Origin of the sequence: Nostoc sp., assembly GCF_036917975.1 — a bacterium.
In the GTDB taxonomy this organism is placed as follows: Bacteria; Cyanobacteriota; Cyanobacteriia; order Cyanobacteriales; family Nostocaceae; genus Nostoc.
Window position 1 is genome coordinate 115961 of sequence record NZ_JBALEJ010000059.1, and the last position, 21020, is coordinate 136980.

Here is a 21020-nt window from a genome sequence, read left to right on the forward strand (position 1 = left end):
TTATGGAACTTATGGATGAAGTAGTAGCTAAGTGGATACAAAATAAACAAATCGCTATAGTTGGTGGCGGTCCCGGTGGACTAACCTTAGCACGACTTTTACAACTCAAAGGTGCAAACGTAAAAGTGTATGAACGAGATTTTAATAAAGATGCTCGTATGGTAGGCTCGCCGCTTGATATGCATGAAGGGTCGGGAATGGCGGCTTTACGCAAAGCAAATTTATTAAGCGAGTTTAAAAAGAATTTTCGTCCCGGTGCCGATAAAATGGTTATCGTGAATGAACGTGCAGAAATATTTTTTAGCGACCACGAAACCAAACCTGATGAAGATTTTGACAGTGAACATTTTCGTCCTGAAATAGACCGTGGTCCATTACGAAATATGTTGCTGGAATCTTTACAACTGAAAACAGTTGTGTGGGACAGCCATTTTATTTCAATGGAAAAACAAAATGTGGGCTGGTTGTTGCATTTCAAAAGCGGTTCATCTGCTTACGCAGATATTGTCATTGCTGCTGATGGCGCCAATTCTAAAATCCGTCCATACATCACAGACATCAAAGCTTTTTATTCAGGCATTACAATGCTTGAAGGCAATATTTATGATGCAGAAAAAGCAACGCCTCATATTTATACATTGCTGAATGGCGGAAAAATAATGGCTTTCGGAAATACAAAGAATTTATTGATGGGTACCAAAGGCAATGGTGACCTAACTTTTTACGCAAGTTTCAAAACAGATGAAAACTGGGCAGCAAATAGTGGCTTAGATTATTATGATAAAACACAAATGCTGACATGGTTCAAAGAAGAATATTCCGAATGGAGCAGTATCTGGTACGAACTGTTTGAAAATGCAGCCACACCTTTTATTGTGCGACCCATTTATTGTATGCCTTTGAATCAAAACTGGGAAGCCCTGCCCAACTTAACCATGCTCGGCGATGCCGCACATGTAATGCCGCCCTTTGCAGGAGAAGGCGCAAACATGGCTATGCTTGATGCTTTGGAATTGAGCCAGTGTTTGTGCAACGAAAATTTTAGTGAGATACAAACTGCTATTGCTTCTTACGAAAACCAAATGAGAAAAAGAGCGGCAGAGGCAGCGCAGGAGTCTTTAGAAAATGGAGATCGGATGCACAGCGCAGGCGCGCTCGAAAAAATGCTGGCGTTTTTTGGCGCGAAGTAATTTCTAATCCTGAAAAAAGAAAGATATTTGCTTTACAATTGCGCCGACTTACTTAAAAAAGAATTCAGAAGTCAGAATTCAGGAGCGGAGCCGGAGACTCCGAAGCTCCGGTCAGAATTAATGAGTGGGGGATTCAGATCCACCACTCGATTATTGCACCACTAAATTGGAGATTTAGTGGGGGAGCAAAAACGCCGTTTATTCAGACGCCAGTGGCACAGAATTCAATTCTGAATTCTGACTCCTGACTCCTGAATTCTGTTTGTTAAATTCTCAATACTTAAATCCTAAATCATTCTGTTTGAGGGCGATCGCTCTATAGTCTGAAACGACGGAATTCCGTCATACACATGATGCTTAATTTGTATAGTGCGTAAGTCCTATTTCCCATGCCCAATGCCCCATGCCCTTTATTCAATTCGTTCGCGTATTAATTTTTTGAATGAGCTGATCGATTTGCTCAACCATCTCCTTATTTTCTTCTGCTTGGAATAACTCTCTGGCTTTTTTGAAGTTTAAAATCGCTTCTTCTAGCTGTTTTTCTCTGCCCAAGGTGATGGCCAAATTATAGTAAGCATAAGCATAATTGGGTACGAGGCTAATGGCTTTTTTGTAATGTGCGATCGCTTCTTGTGGCTTACCTTGATCGTCCATCGCATTTGCCAAACCTGTGTAAGCTTGTGCATGTTTCGGATCGAGGCGAATCGCTTGAGTATATTCGGCGACGGCTTCGGGTAACTGCTCTTGAGCGTATAAAGCACTTGCTAAATTATAGTGAGCATCTGCATACTTGGGATTGAAACTTATAGCTTTTTTGTATTGTGCGATCGCTTCTTTTAGTTTGCCTTGACCATACAGAGCATTTCCCAAGGCGTTATAACCTGCTGGATTTTTCGGATCGAAGCTAATAGCTGCTGTATATTCTGCCACTGCTTCTGTTGGTTTTCCTTGAGCGTACAAAGCGTTTCCTAAGTAATAGTGAGCGTCTGCATACTTGGGATTGAAACTTATGGCTTTTTTGTATTGTGCGATCGCTTCTTCTGGCTTGCCTTGATCGTATAGAACATTTCCCAAACGTGCGTAAGTCGGGGCATAATCTGGTTTGAGGCTAATCGCTTGGGTATATTCGGTAATTGCTTCTGTGAGCTTACCTTGAGCGTAGAGAGCATTTCCTAAGTTATAGTGAGCTTCAGGATACTTGGGTTCGATGCTAATGGCTTTTTTGTATTGTGCGATCGCTGCTTCTAATTGATCTACCCTCGCTAAAGTCAAACCCAAATTAAAGTATGCTCCAGAATCTTGAGGATCGAGGCTAATGGCTTTTTTGTATTGTGCGATCGCTTCTTGTGGTTTACCTTGATCGTCGAGGGTATTTCCTAAACCAATATAAGCTTGTGCAAAGTTTGGTTGCAGTTCAATTGCCTTCCGAAAAGCCGCCTCTGCTCCTTTTAAATCTCCTTGTTTATAGAGATTATTTCCTTCCTCTAATTTAGCCTCTGCATTTTTATTCTGAGGAAGTGCTGCTCGATCTGAGTCGGAAATTTTTGCTAAAACAACACCAACATTTTTACCAAAAGCAGTATTCCCATTGCTCAAACACAAGCAGATAATAGCTGCTACCAATAGATTCTTGTTTTTCAGCATTTTTCTTACCTTACCTGCTTGGTTGACATTTAATATCAAGTTCGGCTAATTGCCATCAAAAAATACCCTAGTACAACACGGCGTGAATAAACTACCCATTTAAAATAGCCAGAAAGCTTACAAAATACGCATTCTTTCTTTTTACTTTTGCCTTCTTGTACTAGCCCCTCTTTGCTTGCTCTGAAGGGAGCAAAAGTTTAGCTTTGGCGGGGTTATAGCACGAATTATAAGTGATTAGGCTAACTTGATACAAGTCTAATGGGTACTGCCGTGCCCCTAGAATGCGGTATGATATTGTACCTCGCATGAGTGGAAACCGCTATATTAGGGGCATACAGATGTCATTGGTGTCAACTTAACGTGAAAGCAAGTCTGGAAGCAGCTTTTAGATTGCCTCGTTCCCAGTCTCCGACTGGGAATGCTTGTCTTTGGGGCTGCCGCCTCTCTTTACTGGCGGCAGAGCCACCAGGAGCAGCATTTCCAGCCGGAGGCTGGAAACGAGATTTGAAAAGGATTTTAGCTTAAGTTGACACCAATGTACAGATGTACGCCCCTAAAGTTGATTTATTTGGAAATCATATTTAATTTTTCTAGTTCTAAATCTAAATAATCGAGCAGTATTGGGATGCGATCGCCTACGGTGGGGTAAAACGCCATCGTTGGTGGAAGATAAAATAATCGAGTAACATCCAGATTCAGGAGTTGGTGCATGACCGATAACGCAGACTACACAGCAAATAGACGCTTCAGTTCAGGTACTAACAAAATTAAAGAGAAAGCTTCTCGAAATCAAGTGATCACGGCTCCATTACCAGACCCGATTGCAAAAAATATTGAAGCGATTATTTCACTTCATAACCAGGAAGTTCGAGATATTCCCGTCCACCAGAGGATACTAGAAGCGATCGCTACATTCTTTGGGCGATCGATATTTATGTATAGTTTGCTAGTCATACTGTCTATCTGGATTTTTAGCAGTTTTTTCGATCGCTTTTTGCCATTCAATCTACCCTCGTTTAGCTGGTCAGGTCAAGGCTTAGATGCAGCGTCATTGGTGATCTCAACCGGAGTACTGGTACGACAAACTCGCCAAGAAAACTTTGCCGAACAACGGGCGCAATTAATGCTACAGCTTAACCTGCTCTCCGAGCAAAAAATTGCCAAGATTATTGCTCTATTAGAAGAACTCCGTACCGATTTGCCTAATGTGATAAATCGGGATGATTCGGAAGCGAAATCGATGCAGGAACCGGCTGACCCGATCGCAGTATTGGAAGCACTCCAGAAAAACCTGGCTGAAGAACTGTCACCCACAGAAGAAAACAATATGAGTTGAGCGCAGTTTTTTAGTAGATTTTTGTTTCTATTGAAAGACAAAACATAAAACTTAATGTACACTCTTTGTATCGGAAATCACAATTTATCGTAAGTTTTACTAGAGGGATGCACATGGCTCAACTGAATGGTGTAATGATGCAGTACTTCCATTGGTATATCCCTCCAGATGGTAATCTTTGGAATGAGTTTAAAGAGAAAGTCAAAGAGTTAGCTGATGCAGGTGTTACATCTGTTTGGCTACCCCCAGCTTACAAAGGAACAGGGGGTGGCTACGATGTCGGGTATGGAGTCTATGATATATACGATCTAGGCGAGTTTGACCAGAAAGGCTCGGTTCGGACAAAGTACGGCACAAAAGACGAGTATATCGCTGCTGTGAAGGCGGCAAAAGCTGCTGGCATTCGAGTGTATGCTGATGTTGTCCTTAACCACAAGTTAGGTGCAGACAAAGAAGAAGAAGTGGAAGCAACGCCCTATAATCCAGACGATCGCACCCAGCCCATCGGTGAGATGCAAACAATTAAAGTGTGGACTCACTTTACCTTTCCAGGTCGCCAAGGCAAATACTCTGATATGGAATGGCACTGGTGGCACTTCGACGCAGTTGATTACAACGTTTACAACGAAGGTGAGAACGCAGTTTATCTATTCAAAGATAAGAAATTTGATGACAACGTTGACCTGGAAAAAGGCGCTTTCGACTATCTCATGGGATGCGATCTGGATATGGAAAGTCCAGAAGTGCGCGAGGAGTTGAATCGCTGGGGTGAGTGGTTTGTAGAAACCACTGATGTAGATGGCTTTCGTTTTGATGCCGTTAAACACGTTAGGGCTGGCTTTTTCCCCGAATGGCTGCAACACTGTCGCCAAAAGGCAGGTCGCGATCTTTTTGCCGTCGGTGAGTATTGGTCTTATGAAGTTGAAGCGCTGCACCATTTCATTAGCATCACCGGTGGCGATGTGTTGCTGTTTGATGCGCCATTGCACTATAACTTTAGCGCTGCCAGCAAACAAGGCAATGCCTACGATCTGCGGCAGATATTTGATAATACCTTGGTGCAACAGCAACCTGCTTTAGCCGTCACCTTAGTTGACAACCATGATTCTCAACCCTTGCAGTCGTTGGAGTCTGTAGTAGAAAGCTGGTTTAAACCGTTAGCTTATGCGTTGATTCTACTGCGAAGTGATGGTTATCCCTGTATCTTCTATGCGGATTATTATGGTGCTAATTACAAGGATAAGGGGCCAGATGGCAATGAGCATGAGATTTGGCTCGATAGTCACAAATGGATAATTGATAAATTTTTGCATGTTCGTCAAACCTATGCCTATGGCGACCAATACGATTACTTCGATCACGCCAATACAATCGGCTGGACACGCTTAGGAGATGAAGAACATCCTGGCGGTATAGCAGTTGTTCTGAGTAATGGAGGAGAAGGGACTAAGTGGATGGAAGTTGGGCAACCCAACAGCACTTACATTGATATTACTGAACATATCAGCGAACCTGTGACAACGAATGATGAGGGCTGGGCTGATTTTCGATGCGATGCTGGTTCTGTTTCTGTGTGGGTTCCACAGTCTTAGTCTAGGTTTTAGTAGCTATTCATCCAGAAAGTTACGCACTTGACAAAATACTGCTTAATGGACTTCCAAATAAAAAAATATCCAATAACTCTTGTGGGGTGGGCGTCTCGCCCGCCCAGTTCATAGGGCGGGCAAGATGCCCACCCCACAATATTGGACAATTTATTTCTTGGAGTTCCCTAAAAGAGAACTTAAGCAGTATTTTGTGGATAAGCCACAACCCTTATTATTCCGTTACAAAGCAATTGAACATTGCCTAAAAAGATTCAATTTAGGCAATGTTTAGTTTAAGTTTCAGCTATGCTTCTTAATGAACCTGACTATTTGTAGAAGTCTGGTTCAAACTATATATTTAGACTTAGGGTTGAGAACGGAGAGGGGGGGATTCGAACCCCCGTTAAGTTTCCCTAAACAGACTTTCCAGGTCTGCGCCTTAAACCACTCGGCCACCTCTCCAGGTGCCACAACTTACGATCATACTATAGAATCCTAGAAAATGCAAAGATAAAGAAAGATATTCTAGATTGAATCTGATAGTCCTAATCCCAAAACGCAAATCCAGATGTCCCGTACATACACAATTAAAGTTCGCGATCGCGCCACTGACAAAACATACACCCTAGAAGTGCCAGAAGACCGCTACATCCTGCACACTGGCGAAAAACAAGGGGTAGAACTACCGTTTTCTTGCCGCAACGGGGCTTGCACCGCTTGTGCTGTGAGAGTGTTGTCAGGAGAAATTTACCAACCAGAGGCGATCGGCTTGTCACCAGATTTACGTCGCCAAGGTTATGCCTTGTTGTGTGTGAGTTATCCCCGTTCTGACTTGGAAGTGGAGACACAAGACGAAGATGAAGTCTACGAACTCCAGTTTGGACGCTATTTTGCTAGGGGGAGAATTAAAGCGGGTTTACCCTTAGATGAGGAATGAATTCAGAAGTCAGAATTCAGGAGTCAGGAGTCAGAATGAATTCTGTATTCTGGCTCCTGAATTCTGTTTCGATAAACAATTCAAAATCACCGAATTTGTAATGGTTGTAAGTCTTGGTGAGTGGGTGCGAAAAATAGCTATTTTGGGTTGCTTATTGCTCTTGGTGAGTTGCCAAGCTAAAAACCAACTGCCGAACAGTCAAGCCCAGGTGAAAGTAGCACGGGTAGTTAGTGGGCAAAGCTTGGAAGTTTTAGGCATGGCTGAACAACCAAATTTGATTTCCCAAGTGCGGTTAGTTGGTATTGATGCTCCAGATTTGCGACAGCGCCCTTGGGGGGAAGCAGCAAAAGAACAGTTAGAGAATCTAATTGGTGGTGTAGAACAATTGGTAACGCTGGAGTTTGATTTAGAAGCAAAAGACAAAATCGGACGAACTCTAGCTTATGTGTGGAAAAATAAGGTGTTGTTAAATGAAGAACTAGTCAAACAAGGAAATGCAATGTTTGTGGAGCGATCGCCCAACCACAAGTATGATCAGCGTTTAGAACGTGCCCAACAATGGGCTAGACTCATGGGGCAAGGAATCTGGAACCCAGAAAAACCCATGCGCCTCACTCCCGCCGAGTTTCGCCGCCAAAATCTTTAATGAGTGCTGAGTGCTGAGTGCTGAGGGGGAGAGTGGGGGAGTGGGGGAGTAGAGGAGTGAGAAAGTGAAGTAGAAGAATTAATAACCAATGACAAATGACAAATGACCAATGATCGAATGGCACTAAGAAAAGCTATAAGCTTTGCCCTGACTGGTTCCCAGCCTGGAGGCTGGGAACCAATTCTGGCAGGCTCCGCCTCCAGTGGCTTGACCAGAGGCAGAGCCTCTTGGAATACATTCCCAGTCTGAAGACTGGGAACGAGGTGACACAAGCCTTTCGCCTTTTCTTAGTGCCATTCGACCAATGACTAATGACCAATGACAAATGACTAATGACTAATGACAAATCTACAAATTTTTCTAGATATTGCTACAGAAGCAGCCTTAGCTGCTGGTGCTATTTTGCAAGGTTACTTGGGTAAGTTAGAAGACGCAATTATTGAAAAAGGACGCCCTGGTGATTTAGTCACTGCTGCTGATAAAGCCTCAGAGGAGTTGATTTTAGAAATTTTGCGCCGCCACTTTCCCCAGCACTCGATCCTTGCTGAAGAATCAGGAAAATTAGGTAATCAAGAAAATGAATACCTCTGGGCAATAGATCCTCTAGATGGCACAACCAACTACGCCCATCAATATCCATTTTTCGCCGTTTCCATCGGGTTGTTAATTAATGGCGTTCCTCAAGTTGGTGTTATTTATGACCCATTTCATAATGAGCTATTCAATGCTGCTGCTGGCTTAGGAGCAACGCGTAACCGTCAAACCATCAAGGTTTCAGCAACATCTGAACTGGGTAAAAGCCTACTAGTAACAGGATTTGCCTACGATCGCCGTGAAACCTCTGATAACAACTACGCAGAATTTAGTCACCTCACCCATCTTACCCAAGGAGTCAGACGTAGCGGTTCGGCATCGCTAGATTTGGCGTATGTTGCCTGTGGACGTGTGGATGGTTACTGGGAACGGGGGCTTTCCCCTTGGGATATTGCCGCCGGAATAATTTTGGTACAAGAAGCCGGGGGCAAAGTCACCGCCTACGATGGTACTCCTGTAAAAATTGAGTCAGGTAGAATTCTGGCTACAAATGGTTATATTCACGACTCCCTCAGTCGCGAACTTTTACAGGTTCCACCACTGTCAGCCTGGGTGTAGTAGGTGGCGGCTTTCCCCCCGACTTTGGGTAAACTAAGAGGAGTCGAACTGCTCCTTTGGTATAAAACCTCTATATGTCTTTTAAAATAGACCGCGGACTATTTAAATATGATTTCATAGATCATCACGCAGTATTGTGCGTTCCAGTTGATGCGGATGTCAAAGAGATTCGCAAACGCTATCTCCAAGTCGCCCGCCGTTTGCACCCAGACAGTAGTTTTACTCAAACTGCTGCTCAAAAAGAGCTAGGTAACGAATTGTTATCAAAGCTGGTTAACCCAGCTTACGAAAAACTTGTTGGCGATCGCACTCGCACTGAATATATTCTAATTTTGTCGCAAATTAGCAAGCGCCTCGTACAAGAGTCTACTTCGGTAACTCTCAACACTGACTTGGCTAAACAGCTAGTTGAGGCGGCTAATACAGATCATTTCTATAAAACTGCGATCGCGAAACTAGCCCTAACCCAATATGATTCTTTAGAGCAAGCGCTGCAAGTCATTGCCCAAGCTAGCGAGTTGAATTTAGTGTATTTAATGCGGAGTGTGAGCAAATTACCCACAGCACTGCCACCGGCTCAACCCAAAGTCCAATTAGCTACGCCTCAGCCAAATGCACCAAAAAATCCCTTACCAGCGCTAGCAAAAGAGGGCTTGGTTGTAGAACAGTATGTTCGTCGCGCTCAATCTTTGATTGAGAAAAACCAGTTTGCCCAAGCCAAAGTAGAGTTGCAAGAGGCCCTAAAGCTAGAACCTAAAAATAGTCGCTGCCATAGCTTAATTGCAATGGTGTATTTGAAGCAAAATCAGCTAAAAATGGCAAAAATCCACTTTGACAATGCTTTAAAACTAGACCCCAGTGACGAAACGGCATTGCAATGGAAACCTAAAATAGATAAGGCTTTAGGACAACAAATTAGCGATCATAAGGTGACTTCATCCCCCAATAATGGAGATAAGCAACCAGATAAATCTGGTAGTGGTGGTTTGTTCGGTGGTTTGTTTGGTGGGAAGAAAAAATAATGGTGTATCAACCAGCAGCGGGAGCCAGGGATTTATTGCCCTTGGATGTGGAGAAAAAACGCTGGATTGAAGAGCGGTTACAACAGGTGTTTCATCGTTGGGGATATCACAGGATTATCACCTCGACTTTAGAGCGAATGGATACCCTAATGGCGGGGGAAGCAATTCAGCGTCAGATGGTGATTCAACTACAGCAAAATGGGGAAGATGATGAGTTAGGGCTACGTCCAGAATTAACAGCCTCTATTGCTCGTACTGTTGTCACTCGGATGGCAGGTCTGCGTTATCCACAACGGCTGTACTACAATGCCAATGTGTTTCGCCGCACTTGGGAAAGTAGACACAATCGCCAACAAGAGTTTTATCAAGCTGGGGTGGAGTTGTTAGGTGCTGGCGGATTGCTAGCAAACGCCGAAGTACTGCTGTTAGTAGCAGACTGTTTAGAAGCACTGGGTTTGCAGGGATGGCATTTAATTTTAGGTGAGGCGGGAATTACGCGATCGCTCCTGAGTGCCTTTCCCGATCATCTCCGAGATCAAGTTCGCAGTGCGATCGCTCATCTTGATCGCATTGCCATAGATAATTTACCTCTGAGCGACAAACTGCGCGATCGTGCCCAAATCATCCTGGATTTGCGCGGGCCAAGTGCAGACGTGTTGCAAAAAGTCAGTAGTTTGGATCTTGATGAAGAACAGCGAGAGGCAGTGAATAACCTCAAATCCCTAGTAGAATTACTAGAATCCGAGAAAAAACTGCCGTTAATCCTCGATCTCAGCCTGATCCAAACTATAGATTACTACACTGGTATTGTCTTTGAGGTTGTCAACGATACCGAATCCCAAGCCAGAGTTTTAGGGCGTGGTGGTCGCTATGACCAGCTTTTGGGGCTATATCATCCTCAAGGAGAAAACATTCCCGGAATTGGTTTTGGACTGAATCTCGAAGATTTATACCAGGTTTTGTTATCTACTCAGCAATTACCACAGGTAACTCCAGCGAGTGACTGGTTAGTAGCACCAGAGACAGCCAGTGCTAACGCCGCCGCTTTTGCCTACGCGCAAAAACTCAGAAATTCCACTGATTTAGTGCGGGTAGAAATTGATTTAGGAGGAAGGGATGCTGATGCTATTCGCCAATATGCAGGCGATCGCAGCATAGCCCAAATTGCCTGGATCAAAGCTGATGGCTCACCAGAAATAGAATCATTGCTTTAGTGGGCATTGGGGATTGGGCATTGGGCATGGGGCATGGGGCATTGGTTATTCTTCTTGTCTCCCCCTGCTCCCTGCTCCCTGCCCCCTGTCCCCTTGCTTCTTCCCCAATCCCCAATCCCCAGTCCCCAATCCCCAATCCCCAGTCCCCAGTCCCCTGCTAGGCTAGAAATAGCCGATACAGAAAAGAGGGAATCGAGAACATGCCGCACACAATTGTTACAGAAGTCTGTGAAGGCGTTGCTGACTGCGTAGATGCCTGTCCAGTAGCTTGTATTCATGATGGCCCAGGCAAAAATGCCAAGGGAACTGATTGGTACTGGATTGACTTTGCCACTTGCATCGACTGTGGTATCTGTCTCCAAGTTTGCCCAGTAGAAGGGGCAATTCTTGCAGAAGAACGACCAGAGTTGCAAAAAACCCCACAATAGTCCATAGTCAACAGTCAATAGTTATGTTTGACTGTTGACTGTTGACCAATGACCAATGACAAATGACAAATGACAAATGACTATTTACTAGATGTTCAAAATGTCCATGCTGGATACATCAAAGATGTCGATATCCTGCAAGGTGTGAATTTCCAGGTTTCACCAGGGGAGTTGGTGACAGTGATTGGCCCCAACGGTGCGGGTAAATCTACTTTGGCAAAAGCAATTTTTGGGCTTTTGATCCCCCACACAGGCACAATTACCTTCAAAGGTGAAAATATCGTGGGGCTAAAGTCCAATCAAATTGTCCAACGAGGAATGTGCTACGTACCGCAAATCGCCAATGTTTTCCCCTCCCTCAGTGTTGAAGAGAACTTGGAGATGGGTGCTTTTGTGCTTAACGTTCCCCTGAAGCCAATTAAAGATAGAATATTTACCATGTTCCCCAGACTAAGCGATCGCCGTCGTCAACGCGCTGGTACTCTCTCTGGAGGAGAGCGCCAGATGTTAGCGATGGGCAAAGCTTTGATGTTGGAACCTGGTTTGCTGATTTTAGATGAACCATCTGCTGCCTTGTCGCCGATTTTAGTGACACAAGTATTTGAGCAGATTAAACAAATTAATCAGGCTGGTACTGCGATCGTATTAGTAGAACAAAATGCCCGTAAGGCTTTAGAGATGGCTAATCGTGGATATGTATTAGAGTCGGGACGTGATGCGATCTCCGGACCTGGTGAAGAATTGTTGAATGACCCGAAAGTGGGTGAGCTATATCTGGGAGCGGGTAAGAGACATTAATCCTTCTTAATCACTCTTGCCCCATTCAACATAACACCAGCTTAATATAGGAGCTTCACTAGGCGATAGCGATGCCTAGTTTAGGCTGCGCCTACGCTATTCTATAACTAATATAAATCCTGCCACTGCCGCGACCGTCGTTTTCGATGCTCAAAGAATTCTCCCCAATAATCCTTGCGTTTCTAATCACATCTACAGCTAGTCAAAAGACAAAACAGGACATTCATTGAGGAAAAATTGACCAAAACGTAAATTACCCCATTTGCCAGAATCCCCATTAGCAATTTGTAATTATGTTGAGTGCTTTTGGCAATTTGGCATCCAAAATTTTTTTGTTGCAGTTTTAATTGATATATCAGCAGGGTTACAGGGAAATTGAGAAAATTCTACAAGGGATTAATTCCCGTCTCAAAAACCCCACCCAATGGCCAGTTGTTGACGCTGACGCTCTCCGAACCACCTTAAGGTGGATGCAGCGCCAACGTCACCGCTTCACTACAACTGGCTAGAAATCAAACAGAAAACACATAGTACAAATGGACTTATACCATTTCAGGAAATACCTGATATGGATATAGGGGACTACAGTCGATTCATTCTGTTGTAAATATTTTTGGCGGAGATGTTAACATACCCAAGCGATCGCTACCATTTATTTAATCTGTAGTTGTCTTAATTTATTATTTGCTGATAGTAGTAATTCTTGAGCTTTCAAATAGGTTGTTGTGCCATTTTGTACCTTTTCTAATTGATGAATAATACTTTGCAATTGGCTCAATACACGATTGCGCTCCCCATCATGAGCATCCGTAGGAATTGAAGCCAACAAGCTTTCGATCTCTCGTTGCGCTGCCTCCAAAGCCTCCACAGCATCCGCCTCAGCTTGCCGTCTAACCTTAACTTGACCTAAATTAGCCTCATAAATTGCTAATAACTTCTGTGCCTCAGTATAACCTGCTACATCTTTTGAAGGAATTTCCTTCAACCGTTCAATTGCCTCTATCCACAAATTTTCTATCTGTCGCCATTCGGTAACAGTGTGCGGCGGATTTTGACCAGCTTTAGCAGCTTGCCAAGAAAATTGTCGCGCTGCGGTGATTAAGGCACTGATGCGATCGTTCCCCGCTGCCAATCCAACAACTTCCTGAAACTCACGCTTATAATTATCTAGTTGATTTTGTACAGTTTTTCCTGCCAGAGTTTGACCAGGAATCTGCTCAAATTGATTCAGGGCTGTTTGCCAAGCAGCTATTGCAGTCTGTTTATCAATTGCTGTTGTCGCCCGTTCATATTGCTGTTTTGCATTCAAGAAGGTCTGCATATTATCGGTAAGTAACGACTGAGCATTCTTTTCTTGAAAAACCTGAGCTTCTAGCTGCCCAACTTTACTGCGAAATGCATTAAAACCGTAGATGCTGAATCGCGAGTCATACCACCAATATCTATATTGTGACCAATCGTTGACAAAGGAAGTTGGTAACTGATCTAAATGTTTTTGTGTTTCTTGTAGCTTCTGTTCTCCCAAAGCCAAATCAGCAGGACTAGTAGCTTTTTCAATCAATTGTTCAGCTTGCTCAACTGATACCAACGCCTGCCGATAGTGATTATCCATGCTGATGTAGCTGGGTAGCAACAAAAAAGGTGCATGGAGCATCACCGGACGGCGAATCACTGGGTAAGGCTGGTTCGCCACCCAAATTGCACCACTGGGAATGCCTATAAGTATTGCTATCCAAATAAGTCTATTACCTATACCCCGCTTGGCTTTACGATGGAATTGCTGAGGGGATGTTTTGAGAACCCGCCTCTCTAACTCCATTTCATGCTCTAATTCAGCAAGGTTTTTAGGGGTTGATGATGTCGCAGGTTGCTTTTGCACTAAAGGTTGTGAACTGGGAGCAGACGGATCTATCCCAGAGCTTTTTGGAGCATTTTTACGTAGTAAATTCCAGTTTATTTTGTTTAAAAAAGCCATCTCTATAGCCAGTACTCTATTAAGTATTCCCAAAAATACAGGAAATACAAACAATAGAGGGTTTTAGCTTTTGACAGAAATTATACTTTTCCGTCACTAAAAGATGATGTATTAGAAAAACTATCCTATTTCTGGCTAACCCTGGCTTTCAATTTGACAAATAATATGGAATTTACTTGACGCATATAACAGTCAATCTGTATAGTATATAGGTTTTAAAATCTGCTCTAATGTGAAGATTAAATGACTCTTAAATCGTGTAAGAAGGTACTCTTACATCTTTCTTAACTCTGATATCTTCTTGGGAACAGCTTTGTTGTTGTCAGGTAGATTGATGAGTCGAATTAATGGATTTTTAGGGCGACGTGATTTCTTAAAATTCGCCAGTGTGGTAGGTATTGCAGCTACTAGTTTTGGTGATAGCTTTTGGAATTCAGAGCAAACTGCTGTTGCTGATATTCACCCGGTTAACCCTAATCAAATCAGTCCAGATGAAGCCATCAGACGCTTGCTAGATGGTAATCAAAGATTTATTCAGCAAAAACGTCAATATCCCGATCAATCACTAGAACATCTACGATTAGTTGCTAAAGCTCAGTATCCCTTTGCTGCCATATTGGGCTGTGCAGATTCTAGAGTACCTGCGGAAATCGTCTTCGATCAAGGACTTGGAGATTTGTTTGTCGTGCGAGTTGCTGGTAATGTTGTCAGTGACACGGTAATAGGTAGTCTGGAATATTCTACAGCAGTATTGGATTCGCACTTGATTGTGGTTTTGGGTCATCGAAGATGCGGTGCAGTAGCAGAAGCAATCAAAAACGAACCACTTCCTGGCAGAATTGGTTTAATTATTGAGGGCATCAAACCATCTGTAGAAAGGGTAAAGTTCAGCACAGGTGATAATATGCAGGATGTGGTTATAGCCAACATTCAGTATCAAACTGAAAAATTGCAAGAAAGTTCAACTATTTTAGCTAAATTTCTCCGTGAAGGTAAACTAAAAATTGTTGGTGCTTGTTATGATCTGGACACTGGCAAAGTCAATATTATTACTTAAGTATCTCACACCTTTTATGAACTTAATAATTTTAGACAAAATCTTAACATAAAGCATTTTTATTGATAGTCTTAATTTATAAAAATACTTAAACTAAACCTCGTCTACCTTGAGAACCGTAGTTTTGTAGGTTGGGTGCAGCGATAGCGTAACCCAACATAAAATTTGGTGGTAATGTTGGGTTGCGTTTCACTCCACCCAACCTACATAAATATATCTTTTAAAAAACTCTAGGTTTCAACATAGATGAGGTTTAAAACCATTCAAACCTTATTCCTAGCTTTAAAATTGGCTATTAACCAATATTTAGGATAATGATTAGCAGCGCCTAAATGCTATAATTAAGTGCCTAAAATGAAATTAAAATACTTTTCAAACATCCTCTAAACTATTTCTCATTTAAATAGTATATTTTAGTATTATTAGGTTTCATGTCTTGAGCTTTAATGTTGAGCTTATGAATATAAAATCTGTAAAAATATGGTAATAAAAGAAATAACAATACATGAAAGAACTAATAATGATTCAGATATTTAAAAGTATTAATACCAGAAAATTGCAGAAATTTGTTAGCTTCAGTGTATTAATATTACTGATATTGGCGACCACTTTTTTGTTAAACACAGACCCAGCTTTGGCACAAGAATCTGCAAATCTAAATTCTTTCAATCCCCAAGCAATTTTAAAAGATGCTTTGCACTGGATTGATAGCCTGGGTGCGCTGGGAGCCATAGCTTTTGTTGGACTTTATGTTATTGCTACCGTTGCTTTTTTCCCTGGTTCTATTCTCACCTTGGGATCTGGTGTAATTTTTGGTGCAGTTTGGGGTTCTCTCTACGTGTTTATTGGTGCAACCCTTGGTGCTACCGCTGCTTTTCTTGTGGGACGTTATTTAGCAAGAAGTTGGGTTGCTCAGAAAATCGCAGATAACAAAAAATTTGCCGCCATTGACCAAGCGGTTAGTAAAGAAGGATTAAAAATTGTCCTATTAACGCGACTCTCCCCCATATTTCCTTTCAATTTGCTGAACTATGCCTTTGGCATTACGGGAGTTTCACTTGCAGATTACTTTATCGGCTCCTTGGGTATGATTCCTGGAACCATCATGTATGTTTATATTGGTTCCCTTGCAGGTAATCTTGCCATGATTGGTACTGAAGCTCAACCTAGCAACCCTACTTTACAATGGGCAATTCGCATTTTTGGTTTGATTGCAACAGTCACCATGACAGTTTATGTAACCCAGATTGCACGCAAAGCTTTAGAAGAGAAATTGTAGAGGTGGACAGTTCCCTTACATCCTGCCTCCTCTTGTAAATTATTGATTGCTGAAACGTTTATACACGAAACCTTCAATTGTATCTGTCAATTCCCAGACGGACAAAACAATTCAAAGACTGTATTCCTTATTAAACAAGCATGAATCAATTCAAAATTCAAAATAAAAGACTGAGCCACCGAAATTGATCGGGATTCTTAATTTTAAAAGAGGTTTTGCCAATGACCAATTCAGATTTAGAAAGAGTCACAATTCGCCCAGTGGATGAGTATAATCAAAAGTTGCTTTCTTACGTCCATCCACCAAATTGGGTTAATCCTCAACCCGCCGATGTTTACGATTTGGTAGTAATTGGTGCTGGTACGGCGGGATTAGTGGTGGCGGCGGGTGCAGCAGGTCTGGATTTGGGTTTAAAGGTGGCGTTGATTGAAAAGCATCTCATGGGTGGGGATTGCTTAAATGTTGGTTGCGTACCATCTAAAACTATTATTCGCTCTGCTCGTGTCGTTGGCGAAATCTTGAATGCCAAAGACTTAGGAGTTAATATTCCCCAATATAATATTGATGTTGATTTTTCCAAAGTTATGGCCAGGATGCGGCGGGTAAGAGCTGATATCAGCCATAATGACTCGGCGGAGCGGTTTCAAAATTTGGGTGTCGATGTCTTTTTGGGTAGCGGTCGATTTGCAAATAAAAATACCGTGGAAGTTGGCGACAAAACCCTCAAGTTTAAAAAAGCTGTAATTGCTACTGGTGCAAGAGCTGCACAACTGTCGATTCCGGGAATTGAACAGGCGGGTTATCTGACCAATGAGACAGTTTTTTCTCTGATTCGGCGGCCGGAACATTTGGCGGTGATTGGTGGCGGCCCCGTTGGTTGCGAATTGGCGCAAGCTTTCCGGCGTTTGGGTTGTGAGGTGGTGCTTTTCCATAGCGGTTCTCATCTTCTCAATAAGGAAGATGTTGAGGCTGCTAAAATTCTCCAAAAGGTTTTGATTAGCGAAGGAATTCGGGTAGTACTGAATTCTAAGTTGGAAGAAGTGGTAACTGTCACTGAGGGAAAACGGCTTTACTTTTCTAGCAATGGTCATCGAGATTCGGTGACTGTCGATGAAATTTTAGTCGGTGTGGGGCGATCGCCAAATGTCGAAAATCTAAATTTAGAAGCTGTGGGTGTAGAATACGACAAGCGCCAAGGTGTAAAGGTAAATGATTATCTCCAGACAACCAATCCTAAAATTTATGCAGCTGGTGATATATGCATGAACTGGAAGTTTACCCATGCTGCTGATGCTGCGGCGCGGATTGTAATTAAAAATACCCTGTTTTCTCCCTTTGGCTTGGGACGCTCGAAACTCAGTAGTCTGGTAATGCCTTGGGTAACTTATACTGACCCAGAAATTGCTCACGTAGGGTTGTATGAACACGAGGCGCAAAAATTGGGTATTGATGTGACAACAATTAAAATACCTTTTAGTAGTGTAGACCGAGCGATCGCAGATGATCAAGAGTCAGGATTTCTCAAAATCCACCATAAAAAGGGTTCTGATGAAATTATTGGTGCAACTATTGTCGCCAGTCACGCAGGTGAGATGATTTCAGAGGTGACTACGGCAATTGTAAATAAAATCGGTTTGAGTAAATTAAGCAGTGTAATTCATCCTTATCCCACTCAAGCTGAAGCGATTAAAAAAGCAGCTGACGCTTATCGTCGAACACTCCTGACATCAAATACCAAAAAATTGTTGGGATTTTTGACAAAGTTATCTTAAATGAAAGGGAGTGGGGAGTAGGGAGTGGGGAGTAGGGAAACTAAGAAAGCTTTTCCGAAAAGCGGGGTTTCAACCAATATGCGATACAAGGATTTTATCGCCCACAAGGGGCGAGGCTTTAAACCTAAATCGAGGGCTAATCTCTTCCCCTACTCCCTACTCCCGCCCCGAAGGGGTCGTAAAATCAGTGAACAGTTATGCGACTGTTCACTGATGCAGCAGTTTTCAACTAGATGAGGCATAAAGTACAGGATTCAAAATCAGGTATAAAAAGTTTACTTTCTACCTCCTGCCTCCTGCCTCCCTGCCTCCTTCAGGTCATCACTAAACAGGTCGGAAGCGATCAATCTCGCCTCCGGTCAAGTTTGCGTAATACAGATTGCCATCGGGCCCAGTGGTGATTTGTGTAGGCAGTCCTAGATTAGGTCTGTCTGTTTGGGAAGCAAATCGCTTAACGGAGACAACCTTGCCCTGACTATCTAAGATCAAAGCATCGATAGTTCCTTGACTGAAATCAGCAATGAATAAAGCACCTTGATAGATTGAAGGGAAAGTACTACCTGTGTAAAAATCACCCACTTCGATTGAATTAGAACCAAAATGCTTGTAAGTGTACAGTGGTGCTGTCGCAGCTGTGCCAGGATTGTATAAGTTTTGCGCGGCAGTAGGTAAGGAAGCGTAGGCTGGTTGTTTCAGGCTGACAGTATTACCATTTGCATCAAGGCCACCTTCATAGAATGGCCAGCCAAAGTCAGCTCCTGGTTTTCCGACATTTACCTCTTCCCAAGTAGAGAAGCCAACATCACCAATGTATGGCGTATTGGTTTTTTTATCAATTGTGAAACGGAAGGGGTTACGCAGACCTAAGTCATAAACTTTGGAAGCATTGCTATTGGGATCGCCGTTGTAGAAAGGATTACTTGCTAAACCTTGACCAGTAATCGGGTCAATCCGCAGAATCTTACCAGACAAATTATTCTTATCCTGGACGCGAATTGCTCGGGGGTCTATCCCATTGTAGGAAGTACCATCTCCTACGCTAACAAACAGAGAACCATCAGTACCAAAGCGCACAGAACCAATTGAGTGAGATTCACTATCATTGGCTATAAAGTTCTGGACATCTTGGACTTTATCAAGATTATTGAGATAATCCTGCAAGCTGGTAAAGGGCTTACCAGTATCTTTATTGATAATTCCTGATGGTGCATAGCCAAGTGAGACATCTGTGCTATTTCCATCTGGATGGCTGATATTCGCCCAAGTGCCATTTGTGCCTAGTAGCACAAATTCGCTGCCAGCAATGGCAGTAGTGTAACCAGTGTTGGGATCAGCTGTCACACGAGTTAGCCGTGCAGTACGATTCCCATTCTGGTCAGGATCGTCCAATGTGCTATTGGGATTGTTTTTAGCATTGTTTGGATTGGTTTCTGGTGGATCGTAGGTATACAACAGATAAACATAGTTGTTGCCGTTGGGACTTTGACCAAAACCTGGATTGACGGCAATGCCTAAGAGACCGCGATCGCGCGTATCATTTACCTCTCCAGAAATATTGATAAATGGTGTTGCTAATAAAGTGCCGTTTTTCACAACTCGCACTGTCCCATCTTTCTGGGCAACGAACATGGTACTGCCGTCAGGTGACCAGTCAAAAGCTGTAGGTTGATTCAAACCAGAAGCTACTGTATCTAGAGCAAAGTTACCAGAGTCATTATCAATAATAGTGATACTTGACTGTGGATTAGTTAGCTGCACTCCAACTGCATTACTGTATTTTAAAGAAAATGTTTCATTTGATTCCCCAATGTTGTCATCAATAATGGGGATAACAATGGTCTTAGTAGTTTGTCCGACTGCAAAACTTAAGGTTCCAGATACAGCCCGATAGTCAGATCCAGCTTTAGCAGTCCCATCTACGGTTGTGTAGTCTACACTAGCGATCGCCGTAGCGTTACCTCGTGTAGCTGTCACCGTAACAGAACCGTCACCCTCATTAACTACTGGCTGAGAGAAGTCGATGCTAGAGCGATCGTTGTCTTGAATGGTAATTCCGATAGTTCTTTGAACTCCTAGTGTTGCCCCCACTGGCTGATCGATGACAAAACTAAAGGTTTCATCGGGTTCCGGTAACGAATCGTCAATAATCGGAATAGACACCTGTACACTACTTTGTCCCGGTGCAAAAATAACCGTCCCAGCGCTTTCCAGGCCTTCACTTCCGTAGTCAACTCCTGCTGTGGCAGTACCAGCTATAGTTGCATACTTGATTGAAGATGTGCCGCTTAAATCACCATTTCTGAGTATAGTTACGCTAACACTACCACTGCCTTCACTCACAGTCGCAGAAGGCGATCCTAATGTGATAGCGGTCTGAATAGCTGCTGAATACAGTTGAGACTGAGGAATAATTTGCTTGGCTTGAGAGGCGCTTGACCAAGACAGTTGGGAAACAGCTTCGTATTGATTGTCGTAGTATTCGAGTTTAATATCGTACTTCTGACCTGCAACCAGTGCAATTGAGCCACTATATTCTGTGGCTGATTGATCGACAAACTGATTGATGATTTGTTGACCATTCACCCACAACCGCACACCATCATCAGCCGTGGTGTAAAAATTGTAAGTTTCGCTGTACTCGGCTTGCACCTGACCTGTCCAACGCACTGAGAAGGTATCTGCGCCCACGGACGGATCTGGAGAACCATCACCCCAGTTAAAGTTTACCGTTGGATCTGTGCGGGTTTGCTTCAGGTTGGTGAAGTCGATGTTGTCGTAATACTGTCCCTGGAGTCCGTTGCCGTTACCAATTACAGGAGATGCAGGTGCAGGTGTGTTGGCATTACTATACAGTTGAGACTCAGGAATAATTTGCTTGGCTTGAGAGGTGCTTGACCAAGACAGTTGGGAAACAGCTTCGTATTGATTGTCGTAGTATTCGAGTTTAATATCGTACTTCTGACCTGCAACCAGTGCAATTGAGC

19 protein-coding genes and 1 tRNA gene are annotated in these 21020 nt (G+C 43.0%); 15 read left to right on the plus strand and 5 right to left on the minus strand.

The genetic code is table 11. The features are described from left to right. Positions 1 to 11: 11 nt before the first annotated feature. Complete coding sequence (locus V7K76_RS24325; protein ID WP_334951276.1) at positions 12 to 1190, plus strand: FAD-dependent oxidoreductase; 1179 nt, start codon at positions 12 to 14, stop codon at positions 1188 to 1190. Between the two features lie 414 nt (positions 1191 to 1604). Here V7K76_RS24325 and V7K76_RS24330 read toward each other — a convergent pair whose 3' ends face one another. Further along, positions 1605 to 2834, minus strand: coding sequence for a tetratricopeptide repeat protein (locus V7K76_RS24330; RefSeq protein WP_334951274.1), 1230 nt, complete (start codon positions 2832 to 2834; stop codon positions 1605 to 1607). Positions 2835 to 3194: 360 nt separating this feature from the next. Between V7K76_RS24330 and V7K76_RS24335 the strand changes: the two genes are divergently transcribed. Continuing rightward, positions 3195 to 3359, plus strand: coding sequence for a hypothetical protein (locus V7K76_RS24335; protein WP_334951272.1), 165 nt, complete (start codon positions 3195 to 3197; stop codon positions 3357 to 3359). Positions 3360 to 3398: 39 nt separating this feature from the next. Here V7K76_RS24335 and V7K76_RS24340 read toward each other — a convergent pair whose 3' ends face one another. Further along, complete coding sequence (locus V7K76_RS24340) at positions 3399 to 3545, minus strand: hypothetical protein (RefSeq protein WP_334951270.1); 147 nt, start codon at positions 3543 to 3545, stop codon at positions 3399 to 3401. Between V7K76_RS24340 and V7K76_RS24345 the strand changes: the two genes are divergently transcribed. Together V7K76_RS24345 and V7K76_RS24350 are read left to right on the plus strand one after the other, a co-directional pair. Continuing rightward, the gene (locus V7K76_RS24345; protein WP_334951268.1) at positions 3544 to 4170 is read left to right on the plus strand and encodes a DUF1003 domain-containing protein; all 627 of its coding nucleotides are present in this window, start codon (positions 3544 to 3546) and stop codon (positions 4168 to 4170) included. The genes V7K76_RS24340 and V7K76_RS24345 overlap by 2 nt on opposite strands. Positions 4171 to 4283: 113 nt before the next feature. Continuing rightward, positions 4284 to 5762 carry an alpha-amylase gene (locus tag V7K76_RS24350; RefSeq protein ID WP_334778060.1) on the plus strand — a complete coding sequence of 493 codons (1479 nt, stop codon included), beginning with the start codon at positions 4284 to 4286 and terminating at the stop codon, positions 5760 to 5762. A gap of 371 nt (positions 5763 to 6133) precedes the next feature. Here the strand turns inward: V7K76_RS24350 and V7K76_RS24355 are convergent. Beyond that, positions 6134 to 6218, minus strand: a tRNA-Ser gene (locus V7K76_RS24355). Between the two features lie 106 nt (positions 6219 to 6324). Between V7K76_RS24355 and V7K76_RS24360 the strand changes: the two genes are divergently transcribed. The 8 genes from V7K76_RS24360 (at position 6325) to V7K76_RS24395 (ending at position 11953) form a co-directional block, all read left to right on the plus strand. Further along, positions 6325 to 6693, plus strand: coding sequence for a 2Fe-2S iron-sulfur cluster-binding protein (locus tag V7K76_RS24360; protein WP_094353240.1), 369 nt, complete (start codon positions 6325 to 6327; stop codon positions 6691 to 6693). Between the two features lie 100 nt (positions 6694 to 6793). Further along, a complete protein-coding gene (locus tag V7K76_RS24365; RefSeq protein WP_334778059.1) occupies positions 6794 to 7339 on the plus strand; it encodes a thermonuclease family protein in 546 nt (181 codons plus the stop codon). Positions 7340 to 7441: 102 nt separating this feature from the next. Continuing rightward, complete coding sequence (locus V7K76_RS24370) at positions 7442 to 7588, plus strand: hypothetical protein (protein ID WP_334778058.1); 147 nt, start codon at positions 7442 to 7444, stop codon at positions 7586 to 7588. A 90-nt stretch (positions 7589 to 7678) separates the two neighbouring features. Continuing rightward, entirely contained in the window at positions 7679 to 8491 is an 813-nt protein-coding gene (locus tag V7K76_RS24375; RefSeq protein ID WP_334778057.1) for an inositol monophosphatase family protein, read from the plus strand. Between the two features lie 74 nt (positions 8492 to 8565). Beyond that, positions 8566 to 9513, plus strand: a complete 948-nt coding sequence (locus tag V7K76_RS24380) for a J domain-containing protein (protein WP_334778056.1) — start codon at positions 8566 to 8568, stop codon at positions 9511 to 9513. Further along, positions 9513 to 10727, plus strand: a complete 1215-nt coding sequence (locus V7K76_RS24385) for an ATP phosphoribosyltransferase regulatory subunit (protein ID WP_334778055.1) — start codon at positions 9513 to 9515, stop codon at positions 10725 to 10727. Before V7K76_RS24380 ends, V7K76_RS24385 begins: the two co-directional genes overlap by 1 nt. Positions 10728 to 10927: 200 nt before the next feature. Continuing rightward, positions 10928 to 11155, plus strand: coding sequence for an indolepyruvate ferredoxin oxidoreductase subunit alpha (locus V7K76_RS24390; protein WP_292717925.1), 228 nt, complete (start codon positions 10928 to 10930; stop codon positions 11153 to 11155). Positions 11156 to 11224: 69 nt separating this feature from the next. Next, positions 11225 to 11953: an ABC transporter ATP-binding protein gene (locus V7K76_RS24395; protein WP_334778054.1), complete on the plus strand. Its 729-nt coding sequence runs from the start codon at positions 11225 to 11227 to the stop codon at positions 11951 to 11953. A 652-nt stretch (positions 11954 to 12605) separates the two neighbouring features. Here the strand turns inward: V7K76_RS24395 and V7K76_RS24400 are convergent. After that, positions 12606 to 13928, minus strand: coding sequence for a hypothetical protein (locus V7K76_RS24400; protein WP_334778053.1), 1323 nt, complete (start codon positions 13926 to 13928; stop codon positions 12606 to 12608). 334 nt (positions 13929 to 14262) lie between these two features. Between V7K76_RS24400 and V7K76_RS24405 the strand changes: the two genes are divergently transcribed. The 3 genes from V7K76_RS24405 to V7K76_RS24415 all read left to right on the plus strand — a co-directional run bounded on the left by V7K76_RS24405 (position 14263) and on the right by V7K76_RS24415 (position 18036). Continuing rightward, positions 14263 to 14985 carry a carbonic anhydrase gene (locus V7K76_RS24405; RefSeq protein WP_334778052.1) on the plus strand — a complete coding sequence of 241 codons (723 nt, stop codon included), beginning with the start codon at positions 14263 to 14265 and terminating at the stop codon, positions 14983 to 14985. Between the two features lie 505 nt (positions 14986 to 15490). Beyond that, positions 15491 to 16264: a TVP38/TMEM64 family protein gene (locus tag V7K76_RS24410; RefSeq protein WP_334778051.1), complete on the plus strand. Its 774-nt coding sequence runs from the start codon at positions 15491 to 15493 to the stop codon at positions 16262 to 16264. A 221-nt stretch (positions 16265 to 16485) separates the two neighbouring features. After that, complete coding sequence (locus V7K76_RS24415; protein WP_334951262.1) at positions 16486 to 18036, plus strand: mercuric reductase; 1551 nt, start codon at positions 16486 to 16488, stop codon at positions 18034 to 18036. Positions 18037 to 18360: 324 nt separating this feature from the next. Here V7K76_RS24415 and V7K76_RS24420 read toward each other — a convergent pair. Then, positions 18361 to 21020: Calx-beta domain-containing protein (locus V7K76_RS24420; protein ID WP_335030108.1), on the minus strand; the 2660-nt coding region annotated here is incomplete at its 5' end.